The organism is Pseudomonas sp. GW823-FHT03E05 (assembly GCF_058796855.1).
Map to the genome: position 1 here is coordinate 628,438 of NZ_JBXAJB010000003.1, position 17,428 is coordinate 645,865.

At 65.3% G+C, this 17,428-nt stretch carries 16 protein-coding genes; 7 read left to right on the forward strand and 9 right to left on the reverse strand.

Translation table 11 applies throughout. The features are described from left to right. The first annotated feature begins 10 nt into the window (after positions 1 to 10). From AC1RCO_RS15890 to thrS, 5 genes are read left to right on the forward strand one after another with little or no spacing between them, the layout of a single operon-like run. Positions 11 to 895, forward strand: coding sequence for a metal ABC transporter substrate-binding protein (locus AC1RCO_RS15890; RefSeq protein ID WP_346625159.1), 885 nt, complete (start codon positions 11 to 13; stop codon positions 893 to 895). After that, on the forward strand, positions 892 to 1,335 hold the full coding sequence (gene hisI / locus AC1RCO_RS15895; RefSeq protein WP_019093405.1) for a phosphoribosyl-AMP cyclohydrolase: 444 nt from the start codon (positions 892 to 894) through the stop codon (positions 1,333 to 1,335). The genes AC1RCO_RS15890 and hisI overlap by 4 nt, the downstream gene beginning before the upstream one ends. Next, complete coding sequence (locus AC1RCO_RS15900; protein ID WP_011064347.1) at positions 1,325 to 1,885, forward strand: gamma carbonic anhydrase family protein; 561 nt, start codon at positions 1,325 to 1,327, stop codon at positions 1,883 to 1,885. The genes hisI and AC1RCO_RS15900 overlap by 11 nt, the downstream gene beginning before the upstream one ends. 2 nt (positions 1,886 to 1,887) lie before the next feature. Next, complete coding sequence (locus AC1RCO_RS15905; RefSeq protein WP_492617857.1) at positions 1,888 to 3,222, forward strand: dihydroorotase; 1,335 nt, start codon at positions 1,888 to 1,890, stop codon at positions 3,220 to 3,222. A gap of 26 nt (positions 3,223 to 3,248) precedes the next feature. Further along, a complete protein-coding gene (gene thrS / locus AC1RCO_RS15910; RefSeq protein WP_492617858.1) occupies positions 3,249 to 5,138 on the forward strand; it encodes a threonine--tRNA ligase in 1,890 nt (629 codons plus the stop codon). Positions 5,139 to 5,179: 41 nt separating this feature from the next. Here thrS and AC1RCO_RS15915 read toward each other — a convergent pair whose 3' ends face one another. Further along, positions 5,180 to 5,704 carry a DUF3617 domain-containing protein gene (locus AC1RCO_RS15915; RefSeq protein ID WP_011064350.1) on the reverse strand — a complete coding sequence of 175 codons (525 nt, stop codon included), beginning with the start codon at positions 5,702 to 5,704 and terminating at the stop codon, positions 5,180 to 5,182. 131 nt (positions 5,705 to 5,835) lie between these two features. On the opposite strand from AC1RCO_RS15915, the gene cls reads away from it, so the two are divergent. Then, positions 5,836 to 7,275, forward strand: a complete 1,440-nt coding sequence (cls, locus tag AC1RCO_RS15920; RefSeq protein ID WP_011064351.1) for a cardiolipin synthase — start codon at positions 5,836 to 5,838, stop codon at positions 7,273 to 7,275. 9 nt (positions 7,276 to 7,284) lie between these two features. Here cls and cfaB read toward each other — a convergent pair whose 3' ends face one another. From cfaB to hflK (AC1RCO_RS15960), 8 genes are all read right to left on the reverse strand, one after another. Continuing rightward, complete coding sequence (cfaB, locus tag AC1RCO_RS15925; protein ID WP_015637554.1) at positions 7,285 to 8,472, reverse strand: C17 cyclopropane fatty acid synthase CfaB; 1,188 nt, start codon at positions 8,470 to 8,472, stop codon at positions 7,285 to 7,287. 84 nt (positions 8,473 to 8,556) lie between these two features. Beyond that, positions 8,557 to 9,345, reverse strand: a complete 789-nt coding sequence (locus AC1RCO_RS15930; protein ID WP_262214158.1) for an HvfC/BufC N-terminal domain-containing protein — start codon at positions 9,343 to 9,345, stop codon at positions 8,557 to 8,559. Further along, positions 9,336 to 10,181: an MNIO family bufferin maturase gene (gene bufB, locus AC1RCO_RS15935; RefSeq protein ID WP_125062489.1), complete on the reverse strand. Its 846-nt coding sequence runs from the start codon at positions 10,179 to 10,181 to the stop codon at positions 9,336 to 9,338. Before bufB ends, AC1RCO_RS15930 begins: the two co-directional genes overlap by 10 nt. A 65-nt stretch (positions 10,182 to 10,246) precedes the next feature. Continuing rightward, positions 10,247 to 10,498: a BufA2 family periplasmic bufferin-type metallophore gene (gene bufA2, locus AC1RCO_RS15940; protein WP_011064355.1), complete on the reverse strand. Its 252-nt coding sequence runs from the start codon at positions 10,496 to 10,498 to the stop codon at positions 10,247 to 10,249. Positions 10,499 to 10,616: 118 nt separating this feature from the next. Continuing rightward, positions 10,617 to 12,521: a cation-translocating P-type ATPase gene (locus tag AC1RCO_RS15945; protein ID WP_015637557.1), complete on the reverse strand. Its 1,905-nt coding sequence runs from the start codon at positions 12,519 to 12,521 to the stop codon at positions 10,617 to 10,619. After that, the gene (gene hflK / locus AC1RCO_RS15950; RefSeq protein ID WP_065364990.1) at positions 12,518 to 13,576 is read right to left on the reverse strand and encodes a protease modulator HflK; all 1,059 of its coding nucleotides are present in this window, start codon (positions 13,574 to 13,576) and stop codon (positions 12,518 to 12,520) included. Before hflK (AC1RCO_RS15950) ends, AC1RCO_RS15945 begins: the two co-directional genes overlap by 4 nt. Beyond that, positions 13,573 to 14,613, reverse strand: coding sequence for a protease modulator HflC (hflC, locus tag AC1RCO_RS15955; RefSeq protein WP_065364989.1), 1,041 nt, complete (start codon positions 14,611 to 14,613; stop codon positions 13,573 to 13,575). Before hflC ends, hflK (AC1RCO_RS15950) begins: the two co-directional genes overlap by 4 nt. Beyond that, on the reverse strand, positions 14,610 to 16,559 hold the full coding sequence (gene hflK / locus AC1RCO_RS15960) for a protease modulator HflK (protein ID WP_492617859.1): 1,950 nt from the start codon (positions 16,557 to 16,559) through the stop codon (positions 14,610 to 14,612). Before hflK (AC1RCO_RS15960) ends, hflC begins: the two co-directional genes overlap by 4 nt. 245 nt (positions 16,560 to 16,804) lie before the next feature. On the opposite strand from hflK (AC1RCO_RS15960), the gene AC1RCO_RS15965 reads away from it, so the two are divergent. After that, complete coding sequence (locus AC1RCO_RS15965) at positions 16,805 to 17,428, forward strand: CDP-alcohol phosphatidyltransferase family protein (protein ID WP_011064360.1); 624 nt, start codon at positions 16,805 to 16,807, stop codon at positions 17,426 to 17,428.

Sequence of the window (17,428 nt, forward strand, 5' to 3'; positions counted from 1 at the left end):
GTGTTTCCCGATGCGCGCTCTACTCGTGCTGTTCAGCCTGCTGTTGCCCTTGTCGCTGCCTACTGCCCAGGCGGCGGACAAGCTGGCGGTGGTCACCAGCTTCAGCATCCTCGCCGACATGACCCGCCAGGTCGGCGGTGAGCATGTGCACATCACCAACCTGGTGGGTGCCGACGAGGATGCCCACACCTACGAGCCGAGCCCGGATGACGCCAAGGCCCTGCTCAAGGCCCGGCTGATCATCAAGAATGGCCTGGGTTTCGAACCCTGGCTGGACCGCCTGGTGGCCAGCACCGCCACCCAGGCCCAGGTCGTCACTGCCAGCCGCGGGGTTATTCCACGCACCCTGGAGGAAGACGGCGAAAGCGTTCCCGACCCTCATGCCTGGCACAACCTGGCCAACAGCGAGCTCTATGTGAGCAACATCACCAAGGCGCTGATCGCTGCCGACCCGGCCCACCAGGCCGACTACCAGCGCAACAGCCAGGCCTACCTGAAACAGATCTATCGCCTGCTGGCCGAGGCCAAGGCCAAGCTCGGTTCCCTGCCCCCGGGCAACCGCAAGATCGTCACCTCCCACGACGCCTTCGGCTACCTGGGCCAGGCCTACGGTATCGACTTCATGGCGCCCCAGGGCCTGTCCACCGAGCGTGAACCTTCCGCCGCCGAAGTGGCTGCGCTGATTACCCAGATCCGCAACGCCAAGGTCAAGGCAGTGTTCATGGAGAACATCAAGGACGCCCGCCTGCTCAAGCAGATCGCCGACGAAAGCGGCGCCCATATCGGCGGCATCCTGTACTCCGATGCGCTCTCGGCCAGCGGTCCGGCCAGTACCTTCACCGGCCTGTTCGAGTACAACCTCGACACCCTGTACCAGGCCCTGAGCCGACCATGATCCGCCGCCCACCGCTGTCGCTGCTGGATCTGGAAGCCGCGCCCCAGGGCAGCCGCTGGGCCTTGACCGCAGTGCTCGACGCCCTGCCCTGGAACAGCGACGGCCTGATCGCCGCCATTGCCCAGCAGCACGACAGTGGCGAGGTACTGATGCTGGCCTGGATGAACCGCCAGGCCCTGGGCGAAACCCTGGCCAGCGGCCAGGCCTGCTACTGGTCGCGCTCGCGTCGGTGCCTGTGGCGCAAGGGCGAAAGCTCCGGGCATCGCCAGCGCCTGATCGAAGCGCGCCTGGACTGCGACGGCGATGCCGTGCTGCTGCTAGTGGATCAGCAAGGACCGGCCTGCCACACCGGGCGCCCCAACTGTTTCTACAACGCCATTCGCGATGGCGCGGTGGAAGTCATCAGTTCCCCCTTGAAGGACTCGCGCCATGATTCGTAAAAACCCCTCCGGCGATCTGCCCGTGATCGCCGAATCCGCCTACGTCGACAAGACGGCCATCATCTGCGGCAAGGTGGTGATCGGCGACAACGTCTTCGTCGGCCCCTACGCGGTGATCCGCGCCGACGAAGTGGACGCCAGCGGCCAGATGCAAGCCATCACCATCGGCGCCAACTCGAACATCCAGGATGGCGTGGTGATCCACTCCAAATCCGGCGCGGCGGTGACCATCGGCCAGCACACTTCCATCGCCCACCGCTCCATCGTCCATGGCCCCTGCGTGGTCGGCGACCGAGTGTTCATCGGTTTCAACAGCGTGCTGTTCAACTGCGAAGTGGGCGACGGCAGCGTGGTTCGACACAACTCCGTGGTGGATGGCCGCGACCTGCCGCCGGGTTTCTACGTGCCCTCCACCACCCGCATCGGGCCCAAGACCGACCTGGCGCAGTTCCCTCCCGTGAGTGTCAGCGCTTCGGAGTTTTCCGAAGACGTGGCGCGCACCAACGTCGACCTGGTGCGTGGCTACAAGGCCCTGCAGAACGAGTTTTGAGCATGAGCCGAATCCTCATCCGCAACGCCCGCCTGGTGAACGAAGGGCGCGAATTCGACGCCGACGTGCTGGTGGCGCACGGGCGCATCGACACCATCGGCAGTCTGGACCACCTCAGCGCCGAGATCGAAATCGACGCCCGCGGCCAGTGGCTGCTGCCGGGCATGATCGACGACCAGGTGCACTTTCGCGACCCCGGCGCGCCGGACAAGGGCAGCCTGTACAGCGAGTCGCGGGCGGCGGTGGCCGGTGGCATCACCAGCTTCATGGACATGCCCAACACCTCGCCGGCGACCCTGGATCTTGCCGCCCTGAACGACAAGAAGCGCCGCGCAGCGAGCGTTTCGGTGGCCAACTATGGCTTTCACTTCGGGGTCAGCAACGACAACCTCGACCTCGTCGCCGCCCTGGACCCCACGGAGGTGGCCGGGGTCAAGGTGTTCATGGGGGCCTCCACCGGCAACATGCTGGTGGACGATCCCGAGGTGCTGGACCGGCTGTTCCGCCAGGTGCCGACCCTGCTCCTGGCCCACTGCGAACACACCCCCAGCATCCAGGCCCGGCAACAGCGCTGGCTGCAACTCTATGGCGAGCAGATTCCCGCCGCCGCCCACCCGCACATCCGCGATGCCGAGGTCTGCTTTCGCTCCTCATCCCTGGCGGTGGAACTGGCGAAGAAACACGGCACTCGCCTGCACGTACTGCACCTGACCAGCGCCCGGGAGCTGACGCTGTTCGAGGACCGGCCCCTGGCGCAAAAGCGCATCACCGCCGAGGTCTGCGTGCATCACCTGCTGTTCGATGACCGCGACTACTCGCGCCTCGGCCACCTGATCAAATGCAACCCGGCGATCAAGACCCAGGCCGATCGCGATGCCCTGCGCCAGGCCCTGAACAGCCAGCGCCTGGATGTCATCGGCACCGACCACGCGCCCCATACCTGGGAGCAGAAACAGCTGCCTTACAGCCGCGCGCCCTCCGGCCTGCCGCTGGTGCAGCATGCATTGCCAGCGCTGCTGGAACTGGTGGCCGACCGGGTGCTGCCCCTGGCCACCCTGGTGGAAAAAACCAGCCACCGAGTCGCCGACCTGTTCGCCATTCCCGATCGCGGCTACCTGCGCGAAGGCTACTGGGCCGACCTGGTGCTGGTCCGCGCCGAGCCCACAGGCCTGGCCGTGGACAGCCAGCCGATCCTCGCCCACTGCGGCTGGACGCCCTTTGCCGGCCAGCGCTTTCGCCACAGCGTCAGCAGCACCCTGGTGTCGGGCCAGCTCGCTTGGCACCAGGGCCGCCTGTACCACGACTGTCAGGGCCTGCCCCTGCGCTTCACCCGTTAATAGCCCGACACCAAGGACCACCGAAGATGATCCGCATCACCCTGCCTGATGGCGCGTGGCGTGAGTACGACCAGCCGTTGTCCGTTTTCGAGGTGGCCGCCAGCATCGGCAGCGGCCTGGCCAAGGCCGCCGTGGCCGGGCGAGTGAACGGCCAACTGGTGGACTGTGACTACCTGTTGCACAGCGACGCCCGCTTGAGCATCGTCACCGCCCGCGACCCCGAGGGCCTGGAAGTACTGCGCCACTCCTGCGCGCACCTGCTGGCGATGGCGGTGAAACAGCTGTTCCCTTCGGCGCAGGTGGCCATCGGCCCGGTGATCGAGGATGGCTTCTTCTACGACTTCGCCCACGAGCGCCCCTTCACCCCAGAGGACCTGGAACTGATCGAGGCGCGCATGCATAGCCTGGCCGCCACCAATCATTCGGTGCGCCGCCGGGAATTGTCCCGGGAGCAGGCCCTGCAGCATTTCGCCGACCAGGGCGAGCACTACAAGGTCGAGCTGATCCGCGACTTGCCGCCAGATGCCGTGCTTTCGCTGTACCGTCAGGGGGATTTCGAAGATTTGTGCCGTGGGCCACACCTGCGTTCCACTGGCCAACTGCGCGCCTTCAAGCTGACCAAGGTGGCCGGTGCCTACTGGCGTGGCGACGCCCGCAACGCACCGCTGCAGCGGATCTACGGCACCTGCTGGGGCACCCGCCCGGAACTGGAGGCCTACCTGTTGCGCCTGGAACAGGCGCAACAGCGCGACCACCGCAAGCTCGGCCAGCAGCTGGATCTGTTCCATTTCGACGACTGCGCGCCGGGCTCGGTGTTCTGGCACGCCAAGGGCTGGACCCTGTTCCAGGAACTGATCGGCTACATGCGCAGGCGCCAGGAACAGGCCGGCTACCAGGAAGTGAACACCCCCGACGTGATGGACCGCGGCCTCTGGGAAACCTCCGGGCACTGGCAGAACTACCGCGACCACATGTTCACCACCACCACGCAAGACCAGCGCACCTTCGCCCTCAAGCCGATGAACTGCCCCGGCGCGGTGGCGATCTTCGGTCATGGCCGCAAGAGTTACCGCGACCTGCCACTGCGCATCGCCGAGTTCGGCAAAGTCCACCGCTACGAACCTTCAGGGGCCCTGCACGGCCTGTTGCGAGTGCGCCATTTCACCCAGGACGACGCCCACATCTTCTGCACCCCGCAACAGATGCAAAGCGAATGCGCCGCCACCATTGCCCTGGTATACGACATCTACAAGGAGTTCGGTTTCGACCAGGTGGCGGTGAAGCTCTCGACCCGCCCCGACCACCGCATCGGCAGCGATGAGGTCTGGGACCAGCTGGAAGAGGCCCTGGTCGGTGCCTTGCAGAGCATGCACATCGACTACCGGATCAACCCCGGGGAAGGTGCCTTCTACGGCCCCAAGCTGGAGTTCGTGCTGCGCGACGCCATCGGTCGCGACTGGCAGTGCGGCACCCTGCAGGTGGACCTCAACCTGCCCGAGCGCTTCGCCATCAGCTACATCGACGAGCGCGGCGAACGCTGCCAGCCGGTGATGCTGCACCGGGCGCTGTTTGGTTCCCTGGAACGCTTTATCGGCATTCTCCTGGAACACCATGGCGGCGCCCTGCCCCTGTGGCTGGCACCGCAACAAGCGGTGGTGCTGAACATCAGCGAAGCCCAGGCCGACTACGCCCGGGCCATCAGCGACAGCTTGCGCCGTCACGGGCTGCGGGCCAGCGCCGACCTGCGCAACGAAAAGATCGGCTACAAGATTCGCGAACACAGCCTGCAGAAAGTGCCTTACCTGCTAGTGGTCGGGGAAAAGGAAAAGGCCGGAGGCTACGTCAGCCTGCGCAGCCGAAATGGCGAAGACCTGGGCCGCCTGAGCCTGGAGCAGGCCCTGGCCCGGATGCGCTAGGCGCTGCCCGGGGCACGGGCAGCGTCAGCGTCAGCCAAAAGTCAGGAGGCGCGGGGTTTGACCGTGCCGCAGTCCTGGCCCAGCCACACGGCGCGGGTGTCCATGCTGCCCTTCTGCTGCAGGCCGGTGGCGTTGAAGGTGCCGGCCACGTTGGTGGTGAACTCACGATCGCTGATGAACGTGGCCACTCCATTGCCCTGGGCCTTGGGGCAACTGAAGCGGAACTTCCATTGATTGCCACTGCGTTCGGTCACCTGCTGCTGGCAACCCGACTGCGGGTCCTGCAGCGGGATGGTGTCCGACTGCACCTGGGCCGGTGTCAGGCACACCCGAATCCCCTTGCCGCCCATGGTCACACCCTGCTTCTCCAGCATCGCCCGCTGTTGCGGGGTCATCTGCTGCTGCAACTGGCCGAGGATCAGCGACAGGTCCGGCATGTTCTGGTCGTCGATCTTCATGTTGCTGCTGGTCAGCTCCCACAACCCCGGCTGCAGCATCTGCGCCTGCGCCACCACCGGAAGCGCCAACCCCGCCGCCAAGGCCCAACCCAGTAAACGAAGTTTCATCGAATGACTCCTAGACAATAGTGGCCGTTAGACTTCAGCCGGGGCACGGTGTTGCATGCAGAATAAAATAGCGACATTCACCGTGGAACATGGTCTGTTAGGCATTGAATCTTCAGGAGCAAGGCTGCCCCATGGATTATTTTGGCCCGCACATCTTCGGCTATCTCATCGCACTGCTGCATTTTCTCGGGTTGATCGCCGCGATCCACGCGGTACTCACCGTCAGGACCGCCCAGGGCGCCATCGCCTGGGCCCTGTCGCTGCTGTTCATGCCCTACCTGACCCTGATTCCCTACCTGGTGTTTGGTCGCAGTACCTTCGACGCCTATATCCAGGCCCGGCGTCAGGCCAACGTGGAAATGCACAAGGCCATCAATGAGCTGAACTGGCGTCCCTGGGTGGAAGAAGCCCTCACCGCCCGCGCCTCCAAGGCCTACGCCTCGCTGCGGGCCATGCCCAAGCTGGGGCGCATGCCGTGCCTGGCCAACAATCAGGTGCGCCTTCTGGTCAACGGCGACGCCACCTTCGAAGCGATCTTCAACGCCATCCGCCGCTCCCACAAGGCGGTGCTGATCCAGTTCTTCATCATCCACGACGATGACCTGGGCCGGCGCCTGCAACGCCTGCTGCTGGAAAAGGCCGCCGAGGGCGTGTCAATCCACCTGCTCTACGACCGCATCGGCAGCCACTCCCTGCCCGCCAGCTACGTACAGACCCTGCGCGACGCCGGGGTCCAGGTGCACGCCTTCGCCACCCGCAGTGGCTGGCTCAACCGCTTCCAGGTGAACTTCCGCAATCACCGCAAGATCGTGGTGGTGGACGGCATGCTGGGGTTCGTCGGCGGGCATAACGTCGGCGACGAATACCTGGGCAAGAAGCCGCCCCTGGCGCCCTGGCGTGATACCCACGTGCAGGTCAGCGGCCCGGTGGTGGCCTGCCTGCAGGAGTCCTTTGCCGAAGACTGGTTCTGGGCCGCCCGGGAACTGCCGCCGCTGATCCTCCCGGACACCTACCCGGACGACGGCGTGCTCTGCCAACTGCTGGCCAGCGGCCCGGCCGATGCCTACGAAACCTGCTCGCTGTTCTTTGTCGAGGCCATCCACGCGGCCACCGAGCGGGTGTGGATCACCAGCCCGTACTTCATTCCCGATGAGGCGGTGTTCGCTGCCCTGCGCCTGGCGGTGCTGCGGGACGTGGATGTGCGCATCCTGCTGCCCGCCCGCCCGGACCACCGCATCGTCTATGCCGCCTCCAGCCTGTACGCCTTCGAAGCGGTGCGCGCCGGGGTGCGGGTATTCCGCTATCAGCCGGGCTTCCTGCACCAGAAGGTGGTGCTGATCGACAACGAAATCAGCGCCATTGGCAGCGCCAACCTGGACAACCGTTCGTTCCGCCTGAATTTCGAAGTGATGCTGCTGACGGTGGACGACGACTTCGCCACCGAAGTGGAACACATGCTGGAAGCCGACTTCGCCAAGGCCCGGGAAATCGCCAAGGAAGAAAGCCGCCAGACCCACCGCCTGCAACAACTGGGCATGCGGGTCGCGCGGCTGATTTCTCCGATCCTTTAAGGGCCAGGCTTATGGATGGTAGAGGTCATCCCGGGTCCAGGGCAGTTCATGGCTGCCATCGGCATGGGGCTTGACCGCAAGGATCTGGTGCAGGTTGATCCAGCCCTTGGCAAAGGCATAGGCGCAGCCCGCCAGGTACAGCCGCCAGATCCGTAGCGCCTGCTCCGGAACCTGCCTGGCGGCGGCTTCCAGATTGTCTTCCAGGCGTTCGCTCCAGTGATCCAGTGTCCGCGCGTAATGCATGCGCAGGCTCTCGACATCGACAATTTCCAGCCCCGCCTCGCTGATGAACGCCGAGATCATTGCCAGGTGCGGCAGCTCGCCATTGGGAAACACATAGCGCTCGATGAAGTCCCCGGCCCCGCGGCCTACCGGGCGGCCGTCGGTGTGCTTGGCGGTGATGCCGTGGTTCATCACCAACCCGCCCTCGCGCACGGCCCTGAACAGGGTCTGGCAGTACTCCGGCAAGTTGGCGTGGCCGACGTGCTCGAACATGCCGACACTGACCACCTTGTCGAAGCGGCCATCCTGGGGCAGGTCGCGGTAATCCAGCAGTTGCAGGTCCACCAGGTCGTCCAGGCCTTCGGCGGTCACTCGCTCGCGGGCCAGGGCCAGCTGTTCCTTGCTCAAGGTGATGCCGAACACCTTGGCGCCGAACTCACGGGCGGCGTAGCGGGCCAGCCCGCCCCAGCCGCACCCGACATCCAGCAGGTAGTCCCCCGGTTGCAGGCGCAGCTTGCGGCACAGATGGCGGAATTTGGCTTGCTGGGCCTGTTCCAGAGACTCGCTTCCGGTCTCGAAATAGGCGCAGGAATAGGCCATGTCGCTGTCGAGCCACAGTTGGTAGAAGGCGTTGGAAAGGTCGTAGTGATAGGAAATCGCGGCAGCGTCGGTCGCCTTGTCGTGCAGCGAGCGCACCGGCTGGTTGCCGTCGTCATCGTCGAGCAAGGCCTGGCTCAGTTCGTCGCAGACCCGGATGACTTCGCTGATGGAACCTTCCAGTTCCAGTTTGCCCTCGACAAAGGCGCCCCCCAAGGCGTCCAGGCTAGGGTGAGTCAGCTGCGCCACCAATTGCGGGTCCTTGACCACGATCGTGACGTTGGGATCCGGCCCCAGATTGAATTCATGGCCGTCCCAGAGCCGCAGGCGTAAAGGCAAATGCAGATTCTGTAAGGCCGGTGGAAGTTGCGCGAGCATGGAAAATCCCCCCTTGTTTCAGACGTCTGAAATGAGGGTAGACCATCCTAGAAAATAGCAGGCTATCGATTTGATAGTGGTTTTCTATGATTCGCTGCGCATCACCAGGCCATCTTCGACCCACTGTTTCAACCAGGTAACCGCCTGCAGCGGGGCCCCCTCGGCATAAGTGACGGCCAGCCCGGCGCAGAGTTCCGCAAAATTCCACCGTTGCTCGATCATGCCCCGCAGCGCTGTGGCCTCTTCGGCTGGCAGGCTGCGATAACGGCAGACCCGGTCCGCTCGCCAGACCAGGCACAGCTGCTGCTGATCGAGTAAAGCACTGCGGGGGAAATCCGCCTGCTCCTTGACCGCACGCCACTGGGCCACGCTGTTGTAGCGGCAGTCGAGCCATTGCACACAGGGCGCCAGGCGCAGTTGCAGCTGCGGCCATTGCTCGACATCCAGCCCGGCCATGGCCGCCACCGTCAGCACTTGGGCTTCGGCTGCGTCGAAGGCCAGGGTGAAGGCCCACTCCAGACGCGCCAGTTCCGCCAGGGGGGCGCCCTGCTCCGGCACCAGATGGCCCAGGATGAATTCGGCAAAGCCCTGCCCCAGCCAGCGCAGGCTGAAATGCCGGGACGGGCACTGGCGAATGTAGGCCTGCGTCAGGGCCTGGAATTCTGCATCCCCCAACCAGTGCCGGATGGCCGGGAAGTCGCTGCCCATGACCTCCTGCAACCGGGCCATGTAGGCGTTGTGATAGATCGCCAGGCCGGTCTCGACATCCAGGGTCGGGCCACCGATCAGGCTGTCTTGCAGGACGGCGCGGGCCTGGGCCTGTTCACCCAACAGATAGGCTTCAAAAGCCAGTTGCCAGTCGTTCAGGCGCATTGCTGCCTCCCGGCCAGGGTCTGTTGCCCGAGATCTCGGGCCTTGTGCAGTTCGCTGAGCAGCTCTTCCAGGGGCGGAAAATGATCGTCGCGCTCCAGCAAGGTGGCCACCGGCCCCAGGTGTTCAAGGGTGCGTTGATACAGCGCCCAGACGGGATCGCAGACCGGGTGGTCGTGGGTGTCGATCACGTAGTCGCCATAATCCTGATGCCCGGCCAGATGCAGTTGTCGCACGCGCTGCGCCGGCAGCGCCTGGATGAAGTGCCAGGGATCGAAACCATGGTTGCGCGAACTGACGTAGACGTTGTTCACATCCAGCAGCAGTTCGCAGCCGCTGAGCTGGCTCAAGGCGGCGAGAAACTCCCACTCGCTGAACTCGTCGGCCGCCGCCCGCACATAACTGGAGACGTTCTCCAGCACCAGGGGGCGCTCCAGAATGTCCTGCACCTGACGCACTCGCCCTGCCACGTAGTGCAGGCTCTCCTCGGTGTAGGGCAGCGGCAGCAGGTCGTGCAGTTGATGGGCGTTGCCCCGGCTCCAGCACAGGTGATCGGAGATCCACGCCGGGTTTGCCCGGCTGGCCAGTTGCCTGAGCCGCAGCAGGTAATCCCGGTCCAGGGCATGGGGGCCGCCGATGGACAGCGACACCCCGTGCATCACGATGGGGTAGCGCTCGGCAATCGCATCCAGGTAATACAGCGCCTTGCCGCCCTGCACCATGAAGTTCTCGGACACCACTTCAAACCAGTCGACGTTGGGCGCCTCGTCGAGAATCTGCTGGTAGTAGGCACTGCGCAAACCCAGGCCATAGCCCAGGCTGGAAGAAAATTCAGACATCGCCAACTCCTTGCCAAGTGGCCGCAGTGGTTGCCAACCCCACTGCGGCAGCACTCGAACGCCGCTTACTCGCCGACTTTTCCGCCTGCTTTGTCACACGCGGCCTGGGTCATGGCCTTGAAGCCCTGGCCTTTGCAGGCGCCCATGCCCTTGCAGGCGTGGTCCTTGGTCTTGCAGTCGTTCTGCCCTTTGCAGGCGTTGACGCCGTAGCAGTGCACCTGGGCATCGGCAGCAGACGCTTGAGTCACGACACCGGCAAACAGAGTGGCGGCAGCAAAGGCCAGGGCAGCGCCGGCGGCGGTTTTCTTCATGTTCATTTTTGTTTCCTCAATAGTCGCAGGGGATCGGCGGGTGCTTGTGCAATCCCGTCATAGCACTAGAGAGAGGAAGCATCCCGGCGTTACAGCCGGGATGAAAAAAACTGCGCGGCGGCGTCTACAGCTTCAACAGCGGCTCCTGGAAACGCAGCAGGCGACCGGCATTGCCCAGCACCAGCAAGGTGCTCAGGTTGTGCAGCACCGCAGCGATCATCGCCCCCGCCGCCCCCAGCCAGCCGAACGCGGCAAAGGCGACGATGGCCAGGGTCCAGCCCAGGCCGATGATCACGTTGACCTGCAAGGTCCGCCGGCATTCACGGCTCAGGCGCACGCAGGTGCCCAGGCGTCGCAGGTCGCTGCCGATCAGCACCACATCCGCCGAAGCCAGGGCGATGTCCGCACCACCGGCGCCCATGGCCACCCCCACCACCCCGGCCTTGAGAGCCAGGGAGTCGTTGATGCCGTCGCCGACCACCATCGGCCGGAAGCCCTTGTCGATCTCCTCCAGTACCCGCTCAAGCTTGTCTTGCGGCAGGGCCTGGGCCTCGACGTCGGCGATTCCCACTTCCAGCGCCAGGCTGTCGGCCACACTCTGGCGGTCGCCGGTGAGCAGCAACTGCCGGCCCAACCCCAGTTCGCGCAACTCGCCCAGGGCATGCCGGGCCTCGGGTTTGACGCTGTCGGCCAGCAACAGCCAACCGAGAAATTCGCCATCAAGCGCCAGGCCGGCAATCGGCCCGTCGTGCCCCGGCACCGGGCTGGTGTCGATACCCAACTGGCGGAACAGCTCCGGGCGGCCAAGGGCCGCTTCGCCCTCCTCGGTACGGGCCACCACCCCCAGGCCCTGGCGTTCATGAATGTCCCCCAGTGGCCATTGCTCTTCCTGGGGCACCAGCCCTGCCAGGGCCCGGCTGACCGGGTGGCTGCTGGCCGAGCCGAGGCTGGCGGCCAGAGTGAGCAGGCTTCGCTGGTCTTCCCGGGGGCTGTCGATGGCCTGCAAACGCAAGGTGCCGTACGTCAGGGTGCCGGTCTTGTCCACGACCAGGGAGGTCAGGTCCGCCAGCTCCTCGAGAAAGGCCGAACTGCGAATCAGGATGCCGTGGCGCGCGGCCACAGCGATCCCGGCGATGGCGGTGGCCGGCGCCGACAGCACCAACGCGCAGGGACAGGCCGCCACCAGCACCGCGAGCATGGCTTGGGCATCGTTGGTGATGAACCAGGTCACCGCCGCCAACAGCAACACCAGCACCATGTAACTGCCGGCATAGCGCTCCAGCAAACGGGTGATGGGCGGCTTGGCGCGCTCGGCGCTTTGCATCAGGGCAATCACCTTGCCCAAGGTCGACTCCTCGCCGGTACGGGTGACCTGCACACGCAACAGCCCATCGAGATTGATTGCGCCGCCAAATATCTGCATGCCCTGAACCGCTTCCAGGGGGACCGATTCGCCAGTGATCGGCGCGGTATCCAGGCTCGCCTGGCCGGACACCACCAGACCATCGGCGGGCACCCGATCGCCGGCGCGTACTTCCACCAGGTCGCCGGCCTTGAGGCTGGCGTTGTCCACTTCCACGACGCTGCCATCGGCCCGTACCTGTCGCGCCAGGCTGCGGGTCAAGCGGCCCAGGGCGTCGATGGCTTCCTGGGAGCCGATCACACTGCGCTCTTCCAGTACGTGGCCGAAGATCATGATGATCGGCAACAGGGCCGCGGTCAGCAGGTCGCCAGTGGCCCAGGCGCCGAGCATCGCCAGGGCGATCAGTTGGTCGGTAATGCCGTGCAGGCTCGGGTAACGCAGGCTGAACCAGGCCGAGCGCATCACCGGCACCGCCACCAGCAGCGAGGCGACACCCAACAGCAACTGGCTGACGCCCACCTGGCCTGGGGCCAGCCAACGCCAGACCAGGCCAAGGGCCAGAAGCCCCAGGGCGAGCATAGCCAGGGTCAGCTGGCGGGCGGCGCTGCGTTGCTCGGCCGAGGTCAGCATGCTGGCGGGGGGCGCGGCATGGGTGGTGGCAGTCATTGTTCGGCTCCCTGAATGATCAGGCGTGAATCGTCTTGGGGATTGACCGTGGTCACCGAACCGGCCTGCCCGAGAATCTTCGGCAGGCGTTCACGGTAGATACGCAGCAGCATTTCCGGGTCGGTGCCGTTGCGCTGCGCCTGGGCCAGGCTCTGCACCGTGGCAGTCTGGGCCCGGGCCAGGGCCAGCCGTTCGCTGGCCTGGGCATGGGCCACTTGCAAGCTGCGGTCCGCCTGCTGGTTGGCGCCCTGGGTCAGTTTTTCCGCTTCGGTGCGGGCGTTGGCGACCGCCTTGTCGGCTTGCTGACTGGCAGTGAGCACCGCGTTGAAGGCGCTGACCGCCGGGCCGGGCAGGCTCGATTGCACATCCACCCGCGTTGCCTCGACGCCAATGCCCTGGCCGCTGGTGGTCAACTGCGCCAGGCGCTGGTTGATGCTTTGCAGCAGATCGCCCCGCAGCCGCTCACGACGCTCGGCGGCCTGGTTGTCGCTGCCGATCAGTTCCGGGCGCGCCACCAGGATGGTGTCCAGGTCACGGGCGGCGGTCAGGGCCACGGCACTGCGGGTCACCAGCCGATCCAGGGCCGGCAGCACGTGGTCAGCCTGGAGCACATAGGCGTAGGGATCGCTGACCTTGTAGAACACCCGCACGTCCAGCTGTACCACACCGGCATCGCCAGTCAGCAGGTAACCGGACCCGGCCAGGGTGTCGTTCAAAGGCGTGGCCAGGGTGGCAACCCGGTCCCCTTCCAGAGCCGCCTCGGAACGCAGCAAACCCTCCACCCGCCGCTCCAGTACCCGGTCGGCGGCGGGCAGCAGCACCACCTGCTCAAAAGGCTGGGGCCAGGCCAAGAGCAATCCGGCACTCTGCACCCTTTCCAATTTGCCAAAGTGCAAGACCATGGCCCGGTTCTGCGGGTCGATCTGCCGCACATTGGAGAAGGCCCAGGCCAGCGCCGCCAGTACTGTCACCCCGTACAAGGCGATGAATGCCAGACGCCCGGCCTGGATCCACGGGCTGCTCAACTCATTTGTTCCACGTGGAACCTTATTCATGGTTGCGAACCAGCGGCTTTGCCCGGCAGGTTTGGCGGGCCATCCACCAGCACCCGGAAAGGCGCCGCGTCGGTGCGCAGGATCAACTTGGTGCCCGGAGTCACCACAGTACCCAGGGTGTCCAGTGAACGCAGCAAGTTGTACAGCTGCGGGGAACTGGCGTAGGCGCGGCCATAAATCTGCGCCGCTTCAACCCGGGATTGCGCCTCGATATCCGCGGCCTTCACCGTGGCATCGGCCTGGACGATCCGCGCATCGCGTTCGGCGCCAGAGCGGATTTGCGCCGCTTCGCGCTTGCCGATGGCGGTGCGTTCCGTGGCGATGGTTTCACGCTCGGCGCGCATGCGGTCCACGGTGGCGGTCAGGGTCACCGAGGGCAGGGTCAGACGCTCCACTCCCACCTGCACCACTCGCACTCCATAAGTGGAAAGCAATTGCTGTTCGATCTGCTGGCGCAGTTGCGCTTCGAAATCAGCGATGCGCACCTGGCTGGCATCGGTGTTCACCAGGTTGGCCAGATCGAAGCTGCTGGCGGTGGTTTCCAGGGCCGAACCGACAAAGGTGCGGATCTGCCGCGCCGCTTCGTCCGGCTGGTTCTGCACCGCCCGCATGAAACGCTGCACATTGTCCGCGTCGCCCTGGACCCGCCAGGCCACGTAGGCCTGGACGATAATCCGCAAACCGTCGCGGGTGCCCACATCCTGCAAGCCACTGGACGTGGTGCGCAGGCGCAGGTCCACCGGGATCGCCGCTTCAAAGGGTGCCGGCCAGCACCAGTTCAGGCCCGGCTCCAGCAGCACCCGCGCCGGGTTGCCGAAGCGGGTGATTACCGTGGCTTCGCCGGAGCGCACTTGCACCAGGCTCGCCGCGGCCACGGCAAACAGCACCAGTAGCACGGCCCAGCCCATGCGCCGCCAGGGGAAAGGCCCGGCCTCGGCCGGCGCCCCATGATGATGGTGGTGATGCCCGTGATGGTGGTGATGGCCGTGCCCGTGGTCGTGGCCGGCGTGATCGTGGGAATGGGAGGACTGGCTCAATGGACGGCTCCTGGCTGAGCGGCTTTACGCGGCGCCGAAGGGTCGGCCGGCAAGGTGAACGTACGCAGGTCGAGGGTCGGCGCGCTGTCGCCCCCCAGACGATGATCAAGAATCAGCAGCTTGGCCTGGCTCAGGCCCTGGCTCAGCTGGCTCAGGTACTGCTCGAGGACGAAGGCCTGCCCCGCACTGGCGAAGGCTTTCTGTTCGGCGGCAAAGCGCAGGTCGGCAGCCTGGGCCGCCGCCTGCACTTCGCGCGCATCGGCCTGGGCCTGGTCGCGGGCCACGCTGGCTTGCAACTGCGCCTGGTTGGTCTGCTCGGCAGCCGCTCCACGTTCCCGGGAAATCAGCGCCTGGGCGCCAATCTGCGCCGCTTGCACACCGTGGTAGGCATTGGCCGCGCCAGCCGGTGGATGGATGGCTTCGACTACCGTGGCGAGAATCTCCACCCCGCTGTCGAGCCGATCCAGATCGCCCTGCACGGCCCTGCCGATGTCATCGGCCAGCCCGGTGCGGTCCTGGCCCAGCAGGCCGTCGAGGGTGCGCGAGGCAAAGTCGTGCACCAGCACGCGGCTGGCGGTGCTGCGGATCAGCGTCGGCACATCGCTGCTGTTGTAAGTGGCGGCCAGCGCCGCAGCGTCGCCCAGGCCGATGCGGTAGACGAAGCGCACGTCCATGTTGACGATCTGAAAACTCTGTTGCTGGGCATTGCCGCTGGCGATCACCTGGGATTTGTCATTCACGTGGCTGGCATCCCACAGGCGGTTGGCAATGGCGGGGGCCGGGCCTTCGGCAGGGGCCGCTTGAAACGGCTGCGAGCTTTCGCCCACGCTGGTGGCCAGTTCATGGACCACGCCGTTTTCCACCGTCAGTACCCGCCCCAGGGGCCAGGGCAGGCCCAGATGCAGGCCCGGGCCAAAGACCTGTACCGGCTTGCCGAAACGCTCGTAAATACCGCGATTTTGCATGGAAAGTTCATGAACGCCGGTCAACAGCCAACCTACCGCCAACACCACCAGCAATACCGGTACAAAGGCCCGGCGCATATAGGCGAAGGCCCAGATCTGCCGCAGATCGATGCCAAAACGGTTGTGCAATTCATGCTGCAGGCTGAGCAGGGGTTGGGGCGGCCAACGCAGCATGTCGGCAACAAAACTGTGGGCCAGAAGCCGTGGCTCCAGCTGTTCGCGCTGTGGGCTGAACAGCGACAGCACCGCGCGCAACAACAACTCGCCGGCCAACAATGCCGGCAGCAGCCCCGTCAGCACCGCCAGCCGTACTGGCCACAAGGCCGTGTCGCTGCTGAACAACAGGCACAGGGCGCTCACCAGCAAACAGATAATCGCCACCCGCAGCAGCTGCGCCAGGGCGCCGGCTTCCGGCCATTCCCCTGGGTGCTCCTGGGCCAGTTGGCGTTCCAGCACCAGCAGGGCAAACGCCAGCAGCAGAGCCAGCACCGCCACCACGCTGGCACCCAGGCCCAGGGCGGTGGCGGGCAACGACAGGTTGAACACCTGCACCACGCTATACAGGATCAGCAGCGACCAGCCACCAAGCCACAGGGTAGGCGCGCCGATCTGCTGCAACAGGCGCCGCCCGCGCAGGGTCAGGGCAGCCGCCAGCCGGCCCTGTGGCTGCCGATCCTCCGTGGCCTCGGGCGTGACAACCGGCGCCGGGGCGATCACCTCTTCGCGCCAGCGGCTGACCCAGCACGCCGATTGCAGCCCGGCCACCACCACCAGCAAGGCACACGAAAGGTTCACCAGCAGTGCCGGCCAGATGGTCAGCGCCGCAAACAGATCGACAAACACCGCCGCCACCAGCCCCAGCACCGCCAGGCCCAGCAAAGCGGCGCCCCAGCGCTGCAAACGCGCCGCATGGGACGCCGCCTGCTGAAACCGTGGCAAGGCAGCCACCTTGCCACCTTGCGCCTCAAGATCGACTTGCATACCACCCCGCCGCTCTGGTCCGGCCCTGTGGATAAACCCACGGACCGAAGAAATTCGAAACAATTCGTTACTATATAACGAGCCGAGTGAAATTTTTGTCCCCCGCCATGCCTTTTCATCTATTGCGTACGTCGTAGACACAGAGACAGCTGTTTGCTCATGACAAAACTTCTGATGTCAGCCCCCTGGCATTTAAGGCAATAATCCAGCCCTGCTCACCGCGTGCGACAAGGAACCGTCCCATCATGCTCTCGATTTACCAGCTCAAACCGCGCTTTCAGAACCTGCTGCGGCCGTTGGTGCAGCGCCTGTACGACAACGGCACCACGGCCAACCAGATCACTGTCCTGGCCGCCGTCATCTCGGTCCTGGTCGGCACCGTCATCGCCCTGTTCCCCGGCCATGCCTGGCTGTTCGCCCTGATTCCCCTGTGGATGATCCTGCGCATGGCGCTCAATGCCATCGACGGCATGCTGGCGCGGGAATTCGGCCAGCAATCGCGCCTGGGGGCCTACCTCAACGAACTCTGCGACGTGGTCGCCGACAGCGCCCTGATCCTGCCTTTCGCCCTGTTGCCCGGGGCCAGCCTGCTGCTGGTGCTGGCCGTGACCCTGCTGGCGCTGTTCAGTGAATACGCCGGGGTGCTCGGGCCCATGGTCGGGGCCTCGCGGCGCTACGACGGGCCCATGGGCAAGAGCGACCGCGCCTTCATCCTCGGCGTGCTGGCCACCGGTATCGCCCTGGGCTGGCTCAGCGCCCTGTGGATAAACGGCGTGCTGGCACTGGTCGCCGCACTGCTGGTCTACACCCTGATCAATCGGGTCCGCCAGGGCCTCAAAGAAGTTCAGCACAATGCTCCCTCTGCATAA

What these genes read in the sequence shown, in the direction of transcription:
- AC1RCO_RS15890 (WP_346625159.1), top strand. Translation starts at nt 11, where the DNA reads ATGCGCGCTCTACTCGTGCTGTTCAGCCTGCTGTTGCCCTTGTCGCTG.
- hisI (WP_019093405.1), top strand. Translation starts at nt 892, where the DNA reads ATGATCCGCCGCCCACCGCTGTCGCTGCTGGATCTGGAAGCCGCGCCC.
- AC1RCO_RS15900 (WP_011064347.1), top strand. Translation starts at nt 1,325, where the DNA reads ATGATTCGTAAAAACCCCTCCGGCGATCTGCCCGTGATCGCCGAATCC.
- AC1RCO_RS15905 (WP_492617857.1), top strand. Translation starts at nt 1,888, where the DNA reads ATGAGCCGAATCCTCATCCGCAACGCCCGCCTGGTGAACGAAGGGCGC.
- thrS (WP_492617858.1), top strand. Translation starts at nt 3,249, where the DNA reads ATGATCCGCATCACCCTGCCTGATGGCGCGTGGCGTGAGTACGACCAG.
- AC1RCO_RS15915 (WP_011064350.1), bottom strand. Translation starts at nt 5,704, where the DNA reads ATGAAACTTCGTTTACTGGGTTGGGCCTTGGCGGCGGGGTTGGCGCTT.
- cls (WP_011064351.1), top strand. Translation starts at nt 5,836, where the DNA reads ATGGATTATTTTGGCCCGCACATCTTCGGCTATCTCATCGCACTGCTG.
- cfaB (WP_015637554.1), bottom strand. Translation starts at nt 8,472, where the DNA reads ATGCTCGCGCAACTTCCACCGGCCTTACAGAATCTGCATTTGCCTTTA.
- AC1RCO_RS15930 (WP_262214158.1), bottom strand. Translation starts at nt 9,345, where the DNA reads ATGCGCCTGAACGACTGGCAACTGGCTTTTGAAGCCTATCTGTTGGGT.
- bufB (WP_125062489.1), bottom strand. Translation starts at nt 10,181, where the DNA reads ATGTCTGAATTTTCTTCCAGCCTGGGCTATGGCCTGGGTTTGCGCAGT.
- bufA2 (WP_011064355.1), bottom strand. Translation starts at nt 10,498, where the DNA reads ATGAACATGAAGAAAACCGCCGCCGGCGCTGCCCTGGCCTTTGCTGCC.
- AC1RCO_RS15945 (WP_015637557.1), bottom strand. Translation starts at nt 12,521, where the DNA reads ATGACTGCCACCACCCATGCCGCGCCCCCCGCCAGCATGCTGACCTCG.
- hflK (WP_065364990.1), bottom strand. Translation starts at nt 13,576, where the DNA reads ATGAATAAGGTTCCACGTGGAACAAATGAGTTGAGCAGCCCGTGGATC.
- hflK (WP_492617859.1), bottom strand. Translation starts at nt 16,559, where the DNA reads ATGCAAGTCGATCTTGAGGCGCAAGGTGGCAAGGTGGCTGCCTTGCCA.
- AC1RCO_RS15965 (WP_011064360.1), top strand. Translation starts at nt 16,805, where the DNA reads ATGCTCTCGATTTACCAGCTCAAACCGCGCTTTCAGAACCTGCTGCGG.